General features: G+C 72.6%; 12 protein-coding genes. 8 read left to right on the top strand and 4 right to left on the bottom strand.

Annotated elements, in window-relative coordinates; all coding sequences use genetic code 11:
* The first annotated feature begins 111 nt into the window (after positions 1–111).
* Complete coding sequence (locus ACUKCB_RS16300) at positions 112–3,684, top strand: glycosyltransferase (RefSeq protein ID WP_473036462.1); 3,573 nt, start codon at positions 112–114, stop codon at positions 3,682–3,684.
* Positions 3,685–3,687: 3 nt separating this feature from the next.
* Positions 3,688–5,331, top strand: a complete 1,644-nt coding sequence (locus ACUKCB_RS16295) for a DUF5719 family protein (protein WP_473036461.1) — start codon at positions 3,688–3,690, stop codon at positions 5,329–5,331.
* A gap of 37 nt (positions 5,332–5,368) precedes the next feature.
* On the opposite strand, the gene ACUKCB_RS16290 is transcribed toward ACUKCB_RS16295, so the two are convergent.
* Positions 5,369–5,764, bottom strand: a complete 396-nt coding sequence (locus tag ACUKCB_RS16290; protein WP_473041030.1) for a metallopeptidase family protein — start codon at positions 5,762–5,764, stop codon at positions 5,369–5,371.
* A gap of 236 nt (positions 5,765–6,000) precedes the next feature.
* On the opposite strand from ACUKCB_RS16290, the gene ACUKCB_RS16285 reads away from it, so the two are divergent.
* From ACUKCB_RS16285 to ACUKCB_RS16270, 4 genes are all read left to right on the top strand, one after another.
* Complete coding sequence (locus ACUKCB_RS16285; RefSeq protein ID WP_191268363.1) at positions 6,001–6,399, top strand: DUF3499 domain-containing protein; 399 nt, start codon at positions 6,001–6,003, stop codon at positions 6,397–6,399.
* A gap of 141 nt (positions 6,400–6,540) precedes the next feature.
* Positions 6,541–7,911 carry a phosphomannomutase/phosphoglucomutase gene (locus tag ACUKCB_RS16280; RefSeq protein WP_473036460.1) on the top strand — a complete coding sequence of 457 codons (1,371 nt, stop codon included), beginning with the start codon at positions 6,541–6,543 and terminating at the stop codon, positions 7,909–7,911.
* A gap of 63 nt (positions 7,912–7,974) precedes the next feature.
* A complete protein-coding gene (locus ACUKCB_RS16275) occupies positions 7,975–8,151 on the top strand; it encodes a Trm112 family protein (RefSeq protein ID WP_014911237.1) in 177 nt (58 codons plus the stop codon).
* A gap of 179 nt (positions 8,152–8,330) precedes the next feature.
* A complete protein-coding gene (locus tag ACUKCB_RS16270) occupies positions 8,331–9,713 on the top strand; it encodes a serine/threonine-protein kinase (protein WP_473036459.1) in 1,383 nt (460 codons plus the stop codon).
* A 26-nt stretch (positions 9,714–9,739) separates the two neighbouring features.
* On the opposite strand, the gene ACUKCB_RS16265 is transcribed toward ACUKCB_RS16270, so the two are convergent.
* Positions 9,740–10,891: a hypothetical protein gene (locus tag ACUKCB_RS16265; RefSeq protein ID WP_473036457.1), complete on the bottom strand. Its 1,152-nt coding sequence runs from the start codon at positions 10,889–10,891 to the stop codon at positions 9,740–9,742.
* Positions 10,892–10,973: 82 nt separating this feature from the next.
* Positions 10,974–11,420, bottom strand: coding sequence for a MerR family transcriptional regulator (locus ACUKCB_RS16260; RefSeq protein ID WP_473036456.1), 447 nt, complete (start codon positions 11,418–11,420; stop codon positions 10,974–10,976).
* A gap of 128 nt (positions 11,421–11,548) precedes the next feature.
* Here ACUKCB_RS16260 and ahcY (ACUKCB_RS16255) point away from each other — a divergent pair, with 128 nt between their 5' ends.
* Both ahcY (ACUKCB_RS16255) and ahcY (ACUKCB_RS16250) read left to right on the top strand, forming a co-directional pair.
* Complete coding sequence (gene ahcY / locus ACUKCB_RS16255) at positions 11,549–12,985, top strand: adenosylhomocysteinase (protein WP_473036455.1); 1,437 nt, start codon at positions 11,549–11,551, stop codon at positions 12,983–12,985.
* An 18-nt stretch (positions 12,986–13,003) separates the two neighbouring features.
* A complete protein-coding gene (ahcY, locus tag ACUKCB_RS16250; RefSeq protein WP_473036454.1) occupies positions 13,004–14,266 on the top strand; it encodes an adenosylhomocysteinase in 1,263 nt (420 codons plus the stop codon).
* A 10-nt stretch (positions 14,267–14,276) separates the two neighbouring features.
* On the opposite strand, the gene ACUKCB_RS16245 is transcribed toward ahcY (ACUKCB_RS16250), so the two are convergent.
* Positions 14,277–15,158: an RDD family protein gene (locus tag ACUKCB_RS16245; protein WP_473036453.1), complete on the bottom strand. Its 882-nt coding sequence runs from the start codon at positions 15,156–15,158 to the stop codon at positions 14,277–14,279.
* Positions 15,159–15,179 lie beyond the last annotated feature (21 nt).

Here is a 15,179-nt window from a genome sequence, read left to right as displayed (position 1 = left end):
CGCCCGTGAGTCGCACCCGGCGCACCCCGACGCCCACCGGCCGCCCCGGCCGGCAGAACCCGGGCCCGCACACGGGCCCGTCCCTTCTCCCGGAGAGAACCCACCACAGCCGTGCTTGACCTGGATTCCGCCCGCCATGTCGTCACCGCGGTCATCGTGTCCCACGACGGTGCGCGATGGCTGCCGGAAACCCTGTCCGCGCTCCGCGCCCAGACCAGACCCGTGCAACGGGTCGTGGCCGCCGACACCGCGAGCTCCGACGACAGCACCGACGTCCTCGCGGACCACCTCCCCTCCGACGCCGTCATCGGCCTCCCCGCCTCGACCGGCTACGGTGACGCGGTCAGGGCCGCCCTCGAACTGCCGCGGGCCGACACCGAGGTGCACGGCTTCGACGAGGACGCCACGGAGTGGATCTGGCTCATCCACGACGACCTCACCCCGGAGAAGGACACCCTCGAACAGCTCCTCGCCGCCGCTGACAAGGATCCGCGTACCGCCGTCCTGGGACCCAAGCTCCGTGACTGGTTCGACCGCCGCCTTCTCGTGGAGGCCGGTGTCACCATCGACGGCGCGGGCCGCCGGGAGACCGGGCTGGAGCAGCGGGAGTTCGACCACGGGCAGCACGACGGCACCAGGCAGGTCCTGGCCGTCTCCAGCGCGGGCATGCTGGTGCGCCGCGACGTGTGGGAGCGCCTCGGCGGATTCGACCCGGCGCTGCCCCTCTTCCGGGACGACATCGACTTCTGCTGGCGGGTGGGCGGAGCCGGCCTGAGGGTCCGCCTCGTCACCGAGGCCGTCGCCTACCACGCCGAAGCCTCGGCCCGTCGCCGCAGGAGGATCACCGCCACCCGCAACCACCCCCGCCGGGTGGACCGCAGGCACGCGGTGTTCGTGCTGCTGGCCAACCTCCCCTTCGGCGGCATGGTGTTCGCGCTGCTGCGCAACTCCGTGGGCTCACTGCTCCGCGTGATGATGTACCTGCTCATCAAACAGCCGGCCAACGCCCTGGACGAGGCCGCCGCCATCACCCTCGTCCACGGTCGGCCGTTCCGCCTGGCCCGGGCCCGGTTCCGGCGCCGCCGCGACCGCCGCCGCACCTACAGCGCCATCCGGCCGTTCCTCGCCAGGGGCGTGGCCATGCGGCAGTTCGCCGACGCGGTCACCGGCGTCCTGACCGGTGAAAGGGTCGGCGACACCGCAGGACGCCACCAGGCGGTCACCGTGCCGCCCGGGGAGGACGACGACGGCCTCGCCGACGACTCGACGTCGTTCTTCCGGCGGGTGGTCCTCCAACCCGGGGTCCTGCTGGTCATCGGTCTGACCGTCGTGACGATCATCGCCGAACGCCGGTTGCTGTTCGGCGACATGCTCGCCGGCGGCGCCCTGCCGCCGGTCACCGGCAACGCCATGGACCTGTGGAACCTGTACCTGTCCGGTCGGCCCGACAGCGGGGCGGGGGCGGGGGGACCGGCCCCGCCCTACGTCGGGTTCCTCGCGCTGCTGTCCACCCTGGCCCTGGGACAGCCGTGGCTCGCGGTGATGGTCATCCTGCTGGGCTGCGTCCCGCTGGCCGGGCTCACCGCCTACCTGCTCGCCAGGGAGGTGCTGCGTTTCCGCCCGGCCCGCCTGTGGATGGCCGGAGCCTACGCCCTGCTCCCCATGGCCACCGGTGCGGTGGCGCAGGGCCGGTTGGGCACCGCCCTCGTCCACGCCCTGCTGCCCGTCCTCGGCCTGCTGCTGGTCCGCCTGGTCTCGATGCCGCCCAAACCCTCCAGACGGGCCGCCTGGGGGCTGGGCCTGACACTCACCGTCACCACTGCCTTCGTCCCCCTCGTCTGGCTCCTGTGCCTGGTCACCGGGGTCCTGGTCGCGGTCGCCTTCGGCCACCTGGGGCGCCGGATCTATGTCAGCGTCGCGATCAGCCTGGCCGCGCCGGTGGTCCTGCTGATGCCCTGGACGCTGGAGCTGCTGCTGCACCCGAGCCTGTGGCTGCTGGAGGCCGGGCTGCACCGGCCCGAGCTGTCCGACCCCGGGGCGACCCCCATCGAGCTGCTCATGCTCTCGCCGGGCGGCCCCGGCACACCCCCGTACTGGGTGACCGCGGGGTTCATCGCGGCCGCCCTGTGCTCCCTGCTCCTGCTCCGCAACCGGATGCTGGTCGCGGCGGGCTGGTGCCTGGCCCTCTTCGGGATGCTCATCGCCGTCCTGACCAGCCGGATCGTCATCGAACCCCACTTCGGTGGCCCTCCCGCCCAGGTCTGGCCCGGCGTCGCCCTGGCCTTCTCCGCGACCGCCGTGCTGCTGACGGCGGCGACGGCGGCCCGAGCCTTCGGGGGGATGATCAGAGGAAAGACTGCGCCGCAGGCGTCCGTTGAGGGTGGCGGAGGGCGAGGGGTGGGCGGGGGCCTGCGAAGGTACTTCGCGCTGGGCGTGGCCGCCCTGGCCCTGGCCACCCCCGTCTCCGCGGCGGCCCTGTGGATGTGGGAGGGCGCCGACGGGCCGATCACCGCGAACGCCCCCCGCTCGGTCCCCGGGGCGCTGGAGAGCGTCAGCTCCGACGGCACCGAGCCCCGGGCGCTCATCGTCACCCCGGCCGGGGACGGCGGCGCCGACTACGTCGTGGTCCGCGGCCGTGAACCTCGGCTGGGGGAGGAGCGGGTCCTGCCCGACCCCGAGTCCCGGGCCGTCCTGGACCGGGCCGTCGCCGAGCTCGCCGCGGGCCAGGGCGGCGAACAGCTCATCACCCTGCTCGACCACGGTGTCCAGTACGTGGTCTACCCACGCCCGGAGCTCGGCGGCCCCGCCGACGCCACCATGGTCGACACCCTCGACGGCACCCCGGGGCTGACCCGGCAGTCCCTGTCCGACCACTACGGGCTCTGGCGGATCGCCGAACCCACCGGGGCCCTCCGGGTGGTCTCCGAGGACGGACTGGAGGCCGAGGCGCTCCAGGTCGCGGGTTCCCCGGACGAACTCACCGCCGAGGCGGGCGAGGGGCGCACCGGTCGCCGCCTGGCCCTGGCCGCTCCGGCGGACGGCGGTTGGCGCGCCACCCTCGACGGAACCGAACTGTCCCCGGTGAGCACCGAGAACGGAACCCAGGCATGGGCCCTGCCGGTGCACGGCGGTGAACTGCGCGTCTGGCACACGGACCTGGTGCACACCGCCTGGACGGTCACCCAGGGCGCCCTGCTCCTGATCGTCGCGGTACTCGCCGCCCCGGGCGTGCGCACGGAGGAGGAGCGAAGGCTCATCGAGGCCACCCCGATGCCGTCGCCGCGGCGCCCCCGCCGGGGGCCGCTGGCCCGCTCCTCGGGACCCGGGCGCCGGAGCCGGGTGAACAGGGGCGCCACGGACCCCGGCCGGGGAGAGGCTCCTGGAGGTTCCGACGGCCCCGAGGGGTCCGGCGGGCCCGAGGACGGACCCGAGAGCGATCCGCAGGACCGGCAGGGCGCTCCGGAGCCGACCACGACCGGATCCATCCCCGTGGTGGGCGGCAGGCGCCGCTCCGGCCGGGGCACCCGGCGGGCCGGGAGCCGCAGCAGGCAGGAACCGGGCCGCAGGCGGCGCCCCAGGGCGGACGAGGGCGAGGGCCGGACCGGGGGCCGACGCCGTGCGGGCTCGCCCCGCCGGCCCCGGGACGCATCGGATGGCACCGGCACCGACGAGTGGGAGGAGTAGGTCGTGCGACTGATCGTGGAGAACCGGTTCGCGCTGTTCGGGCTGGTCACACTGGCCCTGCTTGCGCTGTTCGGGGTCGCGTTCGTGATCCGACCGATCGACGCGGAGCTCGGCGTCACCGAACCGGGGACCGTCCGGCCGGAGCTGGCCGCCCGGGTCTGCCCGGCACCGCACGAGTCGGACGACGACGGTGCGGAGAGCTCCGTGGCCGCTTTCGCGCCCCGGGTCAGCCGGGACGACGAGGGTGCGCTGTGGGCCGTCCCGTTGTCCGGGGTCCCGGAGGAGGACGAGGAGGGAACCGGGGACGAACAGGACGACCCCGAACCCGAGGAGGCGGCGGACGAGGAGGACCCGGCTCCCGGCGGGGAGGCGGACGAGCGCGGCGAACTCCTGGGCGAGGAACAGACCGAACCCGGCCGTGTCTGGCGTACCGACACCGGCGACGCGACCGTGCCCACCGCCCTGCACGCCGAGGGCTCCCTCGCCTCCGGCCTGGACGCCGCGCAGACCACGGTCTCCGCCGACGGCGTCACCGAGGTCCGCTGCACCGAGCCGGCCATCGGCACCTGGTTCGCCCTGCCCGGCGCCGCGGACCCCGAAGGCGTGGACCTGGACGCCCTCACCGTGCACCTGGCCAACCCGGAGACCTTCCGGGCCACCGTCAGCGTGGACATCTACACCATGGAGGGCCCCTCCTACTCGCCGGAGAGCCGCGGCATCCACCTGGGCCCGGGGGAGTCCACCCGGCTCGACGTCACCGAGCTCATCCAGAGCACCAGCTCGATCGGTGTTCACGTGCGCACCAGCACGGGCCGCGTCTCCGCCGCACTGCTCGCCGAACACTCGGCCGGCCACAGCGACTGGGTCCCGCCCACCCGGGCACCGGACGAGCGGCAGGTCGTTCCCGGGGTCCCCGGAGGCAAGGGGACCCGCCGCCTGATCGTGGCTGCCCCCGGCGACGCACCGGTCGAGGTACGCGTGCACGTGGTGGCCGCTCAGGAGGAGACGGAGTCGGACGGGGAGGAGGCCGGAGAGGGCGACGCCTCCGGAACCGCCGGTGACCCGCTGGTCCTGCACGTGCCACCGGCGGCCTCGGCCTGGCTGACCCTGCAGAGCGTGCTCGACGGGCGGCCGGGGACGGTCGTGGTGGAGGCGGACGCCCCCGTGGTCGCCGGGGTGATCGCCGAGGAATCCGAAGCCGTGGATGACGACCTGCTGGTCGTGGAGACCGCGTACGCGGCGTCCGTGGACCCGTTGCAGGGGCCGTTGGACACCACGGCCGTCATCCCGGACATGCCCGAGGGGGCCGACGTCGAGGTGGTCCTGGGCGCTCTGGAGGGCGACGCCAGGGTCGTGGCGACCCCGATCGCCGCCGACGGCAGCATGGGCGACTCCGTGCGCGCCGAGGTGGCCGCGGGGACCACCCACGTCTTCGGAACCGACACCGAGGGCTGGGGAGCCCCGGCCGGGACCGACCCCGAGGACGGACACGCGGTGCGGTTGGAACTGCTGGAGGACTCCGGACCGGTGTACATCGCCCGGGTCCTGCGCGCGGGCGGGGGGATCAGCGTGCTACCGGTACGCCCCGCACCCGTGTACGTCGAACTGCCGGTCGTGCGCAACAGCATGACCGGTGTGGTTCCCTAGGCCTGCGTTCGTCCGGGCCCCGCGCGACCCGCGGAGATCAGCTCTCCGGGTCGACCGACTCGGGTTCCACCCCGAGCAGATTGGCGACCTCCTCGACCACGGTCTCGTGGACCAGGAGGGCCATCTCCTCGGGATCCTTCGTCCGGATCTCCACGGGGCGCCGGTAGACGATGATCCGCGCCCGCCCGGCGGGATCGGTCTCCAGGCGGGAGAAGGGGATCGTCTCGGACAGCTCACCGCGGGGCGGGATCGGGGGAACGTCCTCCACGAGGAAGTCGACGTTCGCGAGCTCGCGGGCCCACAACCGTTCGAGGCGTTCGACCGCGTCCAGGACAAGATCGTCGAAGGCCTGCGCCCGGCTACGGGAAACAGGTAGGTCAGAGGGCACGAGAGGACCGCGGATGCCTCGGCCGCGGCGGTCCCGGCGCCGCACTCGGTCTGGTTGGCCACTGGAAAGGCGCACTCGTCGCACACCTTGAGACTAAGCCATCACGGGCCCGCAGCGTAGCCCCGGCGGCCAACCGGCGTCAGGGCCGGCGTCGGGCGGGGACACGCCGGCTCTCCCCGGCGCCGCACGACCTGCCCGGGTCAAGAACAGTCGCCCAAAAACTGTGCAGGTCATGGGACGATGCTGGCGTGTCCCTCGGTAAAGGCATACAGTCAAAAGCTGTGAGCCATGTTCGACGCTGTTCCCGCACCGCGTGCAGGCAGCCCGCCGTATTCACGCTCACGTACGTCTACGCCGACTCCACGGCCGTACTCGGTCCGCTCGCCGCCTACGTGGAACCGCACTGTTACGACCTGTGCGCCATACACGCCGAACGGTTGACCGCGCCGCGGGGCTGGGAGGTCGTCCGGCTTCCGGTCGAGACGTCGGGGGGTGGTCCCGGCAGTGATGACCTGGAGGCCCTCGCCGACGCCGTACGTGAGGCGGCGAGGCCGCCGACGCGCCCAGAGCCGTCCCCCGGGGAGCCCGTGGGTGAAGGCCAGGAGACGCTGCGCCGCGGGCACCTGCGTGTGGTCAAGTCCGACCGCGGTGAGCAGCGGCCACCGCATCCCGAGAGCTGACGGCCCCGGCCCGACCAGGCGGGCGTGCGCCCGGCCGGTGCCCGAGGGGCGTCCCGGCGGGCTCTTGCTAGTTTTGTACGGCGCTCGATTCACGGGGCGCTGGACCGAATTCGTCGCAGAACCGACCTGGCCGGAGCAGACGTGGCTGATCTCGGAAGCATCTTCAAGGCATACGACGTACGCGGTGTGATTCCGGACACCTTCAACGCCGACATCGCCCGGGCGGTCGGCTCCGCCTTCGCCCAGGTGGTCGGTGGTCCCGCCGTCGTGGTCTCGCACGACATGCGGCCCTCCTCCCCGGAGCTCGCCCGCGCCTTCGCCGACGGTGTCCTCTCCCGCGGCGTGGACGTGGTGTTCGCCGGGCTCGGCTCCACCGACCTGCTGTACTACGGTTCGGGCTCCCTCGACCTGCCCGGCGCCATGTTCACCGCCAGCCACAACCCGGCCGAGTACAACGGCATCAAGATGTGCCGCGCGGGGGCCGCGCCGATCAGCGCCGAGACCGGACTGGACGAGGTCCGCGAACTGGCGGAGCGGAACCTGACCGACCCGGAGGCATCCGACGGCGGCCGGGGCCCGCGCGGCACCCTCACGGAGCAGGACCTGCTGCCCGGGTACGCCGACTACCTGCGCGACCTCGTCGACCTGTCCGGCTCCCGCCCGCTCAAGGTCGCCGTGGACGCGGGCAACGGCATGGGCGGCCACACCGTCCCCGCCGTCCTGGAGCAGGGGCTGCCCCTGGAGGTCGTCCCCCTCTACTTCGAACTCGACGGCACCTTCCCCAACCACCCGGCCAACCCCCTGGACCCGGACAACCTGGTCGACCTCCAGGCGAAGGTCCGGCAGAGCGGTGCCGACATCGGCCTGGCCTTCGACGGCGACGCCGACCGCTGCTTCGTCATCGACGAGCGGGGCGAGCCCGTCTCCCCGTCCGCCGTCACCGCGCTGGTCGCCGCGCAGGAGCTCAAGCGCGAACCCGGCGGTACGGTCATCCACAACCTCATCACCTCCGCCGCGGTCCCCGAGATCGTGGCCGAGCGGGGCGGGAAGCCCGTGCGCACCCGGGTCGGCCACTCCTACATCAAGGCCACCATGGCCGAGACCGGCGCGATCTTCGGCGGGGAGCACTCCGCCCACTACTACTTCCGGGACTTCTGGAAGGCCGACACGGGTATGCTCGCGGCCATGCACGTCCTGCGGGTCCTGGGGGCGGACGAGCGTCCGCTCTCGGAGATCACGGAGGAGTACTCCCGGTACGCGGCCTCGGGCGAGATCAACTCCAAGGTCGCGGACGCCCCCGGGCGCATGGCCGCGGTGCGCGCCCAGTTCGCCGACAGGGACGGGGTCACCGTCGACGAACTCGACGGTCTCAGCGTCTCCCTGCCCGGCGGGGCGTGGTTCAACCTGCGCGCCTCCAACACCGAACCGCTGCTGCGACTCAACGTGGAGGCCCCGGACGACACGGCCGTGGCGCGCCTGCGCGACGAGGTCCTGGCCATCGTCCGAAGCTAACCCGGATCCGCGCCCGACCCGGCCATCACACGAGGCCCGGCCATCACACGAGGAACGAGAAGCATGAGCACGAAGATCGACGGCTGGCTGCTGGAGATCCTGGCCTGCCCGCAGAGCCAGGCCCCGCTGCGCCACGACCCGGAGACCGACGAACTGGTCTGTGACGAGAGCGGTCTGGCCTACCCGATCCGCGACGGGATCCCGGTCCTGCTGGTCGACGAGGCGCGGAAAATCTCCTGAGGACGGAAAAAGGTGGGGCGGGGGGTGGAACGTTCTCCTCGTCGCGGTAGTCAGAGGGGGTACGCCCGGGTCGACGGCGCCCTCCGGGGGGCCGGGTCGCGCGCGACCGTACCCGGCCTCGCCTGCCCGTACCCTGATCCTGCGCTCCCCGCCCACGACGACCTCCCTGGAGGACACCGATGCCCGGTCCCGAATCGCTACTGCCGAGCGACCCCCCATCGTTCGGTGACTACAGCGTGACCGGACGTCTGGGCAAGGGCGGCCAGGGGGTCGTCTACCTCGCCGAGGACTCCGCCGGCGACGAGTACGCGGTCAAGGTCCTCAACGACCAGTGGTCGGCCGACGCCGACCTGCGCAGACGGTTCGAGAAGGAGGTCCGCGCGGCCCAGAAGGTCGCCTCCTTCTGTACCGCCGCGATCATCGAGGCCCAGCTCGACAGCGACCCGCCCTACGTGGTCAGCGAGTTCGTCCCGGGCAAGGACCTGCAGGAGACCGTCGCCAAGGGCCGGGTGGTGCGCGGCTCCGCCCTCCAGAGGCTGGCCGTCTCCACCGCCACCGCGCTCGTCGCCATCCACCGGGCGGGGATCGTCCACCGCGACTTCAAACCCGGAAACGTCCTGATCGGCCCGGACGGGCCGCGCGTGATCGACTTCGGTATCGCCCGGGTCGACGACGGCACGGCCACCATGACCAACTCGATCGTCGGAACGCCCTCCTACATGGCGCCCGAGCAGATCGAGGGGCGCGGGATCACCGACAAGTGCGACATCTTCGCCTGGGGTTGCGTGATCGCGTTCGCCTCCACCGGCCGCGCGCCCTTCGGCTCCGACACCGTTCCGGCCGTGGTGCACCGCGTGGTCAGCGCACCGCCGGACCTGGAGGAGATCGACGAGGCGCTGCGACCGGTCGTCGAGGCCTGCCTGGACAAGGACCCGGAGAAGCGCCCCAACGCCCAGACGCTGCTGATGCGGCTGCTCGGCCACGACGGCCCGGTCGGGTCCCCGGAGTCCGCCGACCCGTTCGAGCAGGGTGAGCGGGTCGCCCAGACCGGGCTGCTCAACGGCAACCAACTGCCGCCCGTGCAGCCGCAGGGGCCGCAGTACCCGCCCACCGGGGGCCAGCCCGGGATGGGCTACCCGCCGGGCGTCTCCGACCCGCGCCTGGGTCAGGGCCCCGGGGCGCCCAACCCCTACGGCGGTCCCGGGGTGTCCAACCCCAACCCGATGGCCAACCCGGGGGTGTCCAACCCCCGCCCCGGCCAGATGGGTCACCCGGGGAGCTCGGACCCGCGGCTCGGCGGGTTCGGCGCGCAGCCGGGTACGTCCAACCCCCGGCCCGGGATGCCGGGCCACCCGCAGCAGCCGCACGCCGCGCACCAGGGCGCCAACCCGATGATGACGGGCGCGGTGAACCCCAACCAGACCTACGCCCCGCACGCCGCCCGTTACCCGCGGACGGGCGGACAGGACGCGGTGCTCCAGCAGGGCTGGGTGATCCCGGCGGTGCTGATCACCATCATCATCCTGCTGCTGCTCCTGCTGATCCTGTTCCTCAGCCAATGACCGGGGACCGCGCCCGGCCCGGGAGGTCAGACGCGGGTGAGTTCGTTCATGGAGCGGGACACCGCCTCGTCCACCAGGTCGCGCACCTGGGGCCAACGGTCGTCCACGCAGTCCGTGGGCATCACGGTGACGCTGTCGGTCCCGGACATCTCCAGCGTCTCCCGGACCCCCTCCGAGGTCACCAAACGCGCGTTCGCGGTCACCGCCAGCACTCCCGAGGGCGGGCTGCCCACGTCCTGCACCACCACGTACAGGGCCAGTGACGCCTCACCCGCCACCAGCTCCAGACACGTCCACCAGTGGGCGGCACCCGGAGTGAACAGCGAGCGGTCGGTCGCGCGCGACCCGCGTTCGCCCATCGGGCCTCCCTCGTCCCCCGAGGTCACCGTGGCGCTCGCCCGGGGGTCCAGGGCGCGGAGGATGAGTGCCACCGGGTCCCGCCGGGACCGCACGTACTCCAGGACGCGGCGGCGTGTCACGGCGGCCAGCGGAGGAACCGGTGTCCTCGCCGTGGGCACCGCCCCCGGGTGCCGGCCGAGCTCACCGCGCAGGGCCCCGGTGACCAGCCGCGCGAAGTGGGAGGTCAGGGCCGCGAGCCGCTCCGCCGGATCCTGCCCGGCGCCCGCCCCGGGCGGGGGCGTGCGCGGGTCGAGGAGCAGCGGGGGCAGGTCGGCGCGTTGGAGCACGTGTGAGGCCAGGACCCACGGCAGCACCCAGGGCGGCCCGGCCTCGTCGGGATCCTCTCCGGTGGCCTCGGTCAGGACCCGCACGCACTCGGCGTAGGTGTGCGCGGCTCGGACCACGGGGTGGGCCGGCGCCGCGGCGGACCGGGACAGTTCGAGGGTGTACTCGTCGGACAGGGGGGTTCGCAGCGGTCGCAGCGCGTAGCCCTCGGGAAGTTCGGCGACCCGCTCCGCCAGCGCGGCGACACGGGGCCCGGTCATCGGATCCCCGGACACGTCCGCGCCGGTCAGCAGCAGGTCGGTGAGGGCGCTGCCGCATCCCCACTCCAGGACGCGGGCGTGCGTCAGCGCCCGCCGCGCGGCCCGGCGCACGTCCGGGGGCTGGTTGTGGCGTTGCTCCGCCCAGACCTCCCGCAGGCGGTCGACGTCCCTGAGGTCTTCGCGCACGCGCCCGGGAAGGGACTCCCGGACCGTGTCGCCGAGTTGGCTGTCCACGGTCTCTCCGTAGCCCGTGGGCTGTTTGCCAAAACATGCCGAACGGTTGGTCTGGGTGTCCGGTGGCGGCCGCGGTCCCGGGTCAACCGGAGCGGTCGGTGCGCGTCCTGCCGTCGGAGCGGCCGGGGCCACGGGAGTGCAGCAACCGCATCGCCTTCTCCTTCTCGAAGTCCAGGGCCCGGGCGGGGGCCGCGGCCAGTCTGCCCAGGCGTTCACCGTGCGCGCGCACCCGGGCCAGCACCTCGGGTTCGGCGAGCACGCGCAGGGCGAAGGCCAGCGCGGCGGGCGGGATGTCGAACTCGCGTTCCAGCTCCAGCCCGCCCGCGATCGTCTCCAGGTCCTCCTCGGTGAAGCGGCGGTGCCGGTGTCCGCGGCCGGTGGGCTGTTCCTGGGTGCGGGGGAGGAGGCCCAGGCCCTCGCGGTAGCGCAGCATGCGAGCGGTGCTGCCGACCTGTTCGGCGGCCACGGAGATGGGGACCGGGGAAGGGTCGGGTCCGGGCGCTGTGGGGTCGTCGTCGAGGGCGGCCATGCACGGACCTTAACCCACGCCCGACGCCATACCGAGCAAACCTGACATCCGCGTGTGAGCTTTGTGCCCCGGGGGCGGGCGCGGGCCTAGAATCGGGTCGCAACCACGACTTGACGAGTGAGGAACGCATGGCATTCGACTTCAAGGTCGCAGATCTCTCCCTGGCCGAGTTCGGCCGCGACGAGATCCGCCTCGCCGAGCACGAGATGCCCGGCCTCATGGCCACCCGCGCCGAGTTCGGCGACAGCAAGCCCCTCGCGGGCGCCCGCATCATGGGTTCGCTGCACATGACCGTGCAGACCGCCGTCCTCATCGAGACCCTCGTCGCGCTGGGCGCCGAGGTCCGCTGGGTGAGCTGCAACATCTTCTCCACCCAGGACCACGCCGCGGCCGCCGTCGTGGTCGGCCCCGACGGCACCGCGGACGACCCCCGGGGCGTCCCGGTCTTCGCCTGGAAGGGCGAGACGCTGGAGGAGTACTGGTGGTGCACCGAGCAGGCGCTGACCTGGCCGGGCGCCGAGGGCCCCAACATGATCCTCGACGACGGCGGCGACGCCACCATGCTCGTCCACAAGGGCGCCGAGTTCGAGAGGGCCGGGGCCGTGCCGGACCCCTCCACCGCTGACAGCGAGGAGTTCTCGGTCGTCCTGAGCCTGCTCCAGGAGAGCCTGAAGAAGGACTCCGGCAAGTGGACGAAGATCGCCCAGGGCATCCAGGGCGTCACCGAGGAGACCACCACCGGTGTGCTCCGCCTGTACGAGATGCAGCGTGACGGCAGCCTGTCCTTCCCGGCGATCAACGTCAACGACTCGGTCACCAAGAGCAAGTTCGACAACAAGTACGGCATCCGCCACTCGCTGCCGGACGGCATCATGCGCGCCACCGACGTCCTCATCGGCGGCAAGGTCGCCGTGGTCTGCGGTTACGGCGACGTCGGCAAGGGTTCGGCCGAGGCACTGCGCGGCCAGGGCGCTCGCGTCATCGTGACCGAGATCGACCCGATCAACGCCCTCCAGGCGGCCATGGACGGGTTCCAGGTCGCCACCCTGGAGGACGTGCTGGAGACCGGTGACATCTTCATCACCACCACCGGCAACTTCAACGTGATCATGGCCGACCAGATCCTGCGGATGAAGCACCAGGCGATCGTCGGCAACGTCGGCCACTTCGACAACGAGATCGACATGGCCGGCCTGGCGAAGGTCCCCGGGATCAGGAAGAAGGAGATCAAGCCGCAGGTCCACGAGTGGACCCAGGAGAACGGCAAGTCCGTCCTGGTGCTCTCCGAGGGCCGCCTGCTCAACCTGGGCAACGCCACCGGCCACCCCAGCTTCGTGATGTCCAACAGCTTCACCAACCAGGTCATCGCGCAGATCGAGCTGTTCACCAAGCCCGACGAGTACCCGACCGACGTGTACACGCTGCCGAAGATCCTCGACGAGAAGGTCGCGCGTCTGCACCTGGACGCGCTCGGCGCCAGGCTGACCGAGCTCACCAAGGAGCAGGCCGCCTACATCGGCGTGGACGTGGCCGGGCCGTACAAGCCCGACCACTACCGCTACTAGGGGCGAGTCCGTTCACAGATGACACTCCCCTCGCATGAGGTGGCGGACCTCGGCCTGTCCGGGGCCGGGGTCCGCCGGGTGGCATGGGCCGAACGCTCCATGCCCGTGCTGCGCAGCGTCCGTGGGAGGTTCGCCCGGGAGCGGCCCCTGGCCGGACTCCGGGTGGCCGCCTGCCTGCACGTGACCGCCGAGACCGCCAACCTGCTCCGCGTCCTGCGCGCCGGCGGGGCCCAGGTGTGGTTGGCCGCCTCCAACCCGCTCTCGACCCAGGACGACACCGCCGCAGCGCTGGTCACCGAGTACGGGGTGGCCGTGCACGCCTGGGCGGGGATGGACACCGCCGCCTACGACCGCAACCTGGTCACCGTCCTGGAGGCGCGTCCGCACCTGCTGCTGGACGACGGCTGCGACCTGGTCAACACGGCCCACGCGGACCGCCCCGAACTGCTGGAGGGCGTTCTGGGCGGCTGTGAGCAGACCACCACGGGGGTGATCCGGCTGCGCAGGATGAGCGCGGAGGGCGAACTCCGGCTGCCGATGGTCGCGGTCAACGACACCCGCACCAAGCGGATGTTCGACAACCGCTACGGCACCGGGCAGTCGACCGTGGACGGGATCCTGCGCGCCACGAACACACTGCTCGCAGGCCGGACGGTCGTCGTGGCCGGGTTCGGCTACTGCGGGCGCGGCCTGGCGGAACGGTTCCGGGGCATGGGCTCGAACGTGGTCGTCACCGAGGTGGACCCGGTCAAGGCGCTGGACGCCGTGATGCAGGGATACACCGTCGCGACGATGGACACCGCGGCAGCGGTCGGGGACGTGTTCGTCACCGCCACCGGCAACCGTGACGTCATCCGCCGCGAGCACCTGGCGGTGATGCGGGACGGCGCGATCCTGGCCAACTCGGGCCACTTCGACCTGGAGATCGACCTCAACGCCCTGGACTCGTTGTCCGTCGCGGTCGACCGCGGCGTACGCGAACAGGCCGACGAGTACGTCTTCGCCGACGGGCGCAGGCTCCTGCTGCTGTCCGAGGGGCGCCTGGTGAACCTGGGCGCCGCGGAGGGCCACCCGGCGGCCGTGATGGACATGTCGTTCGCCGTGCAGGCGCTCACCACCGAGTGGCTGGCCCGCGAACACGGCGCGCTCGCGCCGGGGGTGGTGGACGTTCCGGAGGAGACCGACAACGAGGTCGCCCGGCTCGAACTCGCCTCCCTGGGGGTGGGGATCGACGTCCTCACCCCGGGCCAGGAGGCCTACCTGAACTCCTGGCGCCCCTGAGCGGGCCCGGTCAGCGGGCCGGGCCCCGGTACGGGTCGTTCCACCGCGGCGCCTGGTACTGGTGGAACCCCTGGGCCTGTGTGCGGTCCTGCGCCTGCCCCGGGCCCTGTCCCATGGCCTCCATGCTGCGGCGGCGGCGCTCGGCGAGCACGGCGGCGAGGAAGTACGGCGGGGTGGTGCCGGCCGGCGGGGGCGGGCTGACCTGCGCGGCCACCGCGTCGGCCAGTTGGACCCCCATCTCGTGCCGGGTGTGCTCGGCGAGCTCGCCGTAGCGCAGCACGTACTGGCGGGCGGCGTTCGCGGTCTCCGAGGACAGGCGCGAGAGTTCGGTGCTCGCCGCCCAGGCGGCCAGGTGCGGCGGCATCGGGACGACCGGGTCCCGGCGTCCGCCGGAGCGCTCCTCCACCACCATGGTCCCGGCCACGAAGTCCCCGATCCGCCGACCGTCCCGGTTGAGCATCGAGGTGACCAGGGCGACCACGCCGAAGGTCAACCAGAGCTCCACGAACCCGGCGAGCGCCCGCCCCAGCGCCTGGCGGAAGCGTTCGGGCGAACCGTCGGTTCCGACCACCCGCAGCCCCAGGGCCAGCTTGCCCAGGGAGCGTCCACGCGAGACGGACTCGAACGCGGCGGGGTAACCGACCATGATCAGGATCGAACCGGCGAGCGAGATCGCGGCGGTCGCGGCGGGGTCGATGCTCACCCCGATCCAGGAGACGACGACGGCCATGGCGATCAGGGCGATGACCTGCGCCAGGAAGTCGATGGCGATCGAGGCCGTGCGTGTGGCGAACCCGGCCGGGCGCAGTTCGAGGACCACCGCGTCCCCCGTGACCAGCGGCGTCACGCCGTACACGTCGTCACGGGCCTGGCCACCACCGGGATAGGACACCAGCGCACGCTCCCTTACCGG

It is taken from the genome of Nocardiopsis moroccensis (genome assembly GCF_055763695.1).
This window is presented reverse-complemented; position numbering and strand designations above follow the sequence as displayed.

Excerpts from the sequence above, each read along its gene's own strand:
- ahcY (WP_473036455.1), top strand. The coding sequence starts at position 11,549 with ATGGCATTCGACTTCAAGGTCGCAGATCTCTCCCTGGCCGAGTTCGGC.
- ACUKCB_RS16275 (WP_014911237.1), top strand. The coding sequence starts at position 7,975 with ATGAGCACGAAGATCGACGGCTGGCTGCTGGAGATCCTGGCCTGCCCG.
- ACUKCB_RS16270 (WP_473036459.1), top strand. The coding sequence starts at position 8,331 with ATGCCCGGTCCCGAATCGCTACTGCCGAGCGACCCCCCATCGTTCGGT.
- ACUKCB_RS16260 (WP_473036456.1), bottom strand. The coding sequence starts at position 11,420 with ATGGCCGCCCTCGACGACGACCCCACAGCGCCCGGACCCGACCCTTCC.
- ahcY (WP_473036454.1), top strand. The coding sequence starts at position 13,004 with ATGACACTCCCCTCGCATGAGGTGGCGGACCTCGGCCTGTCCGGGGCC.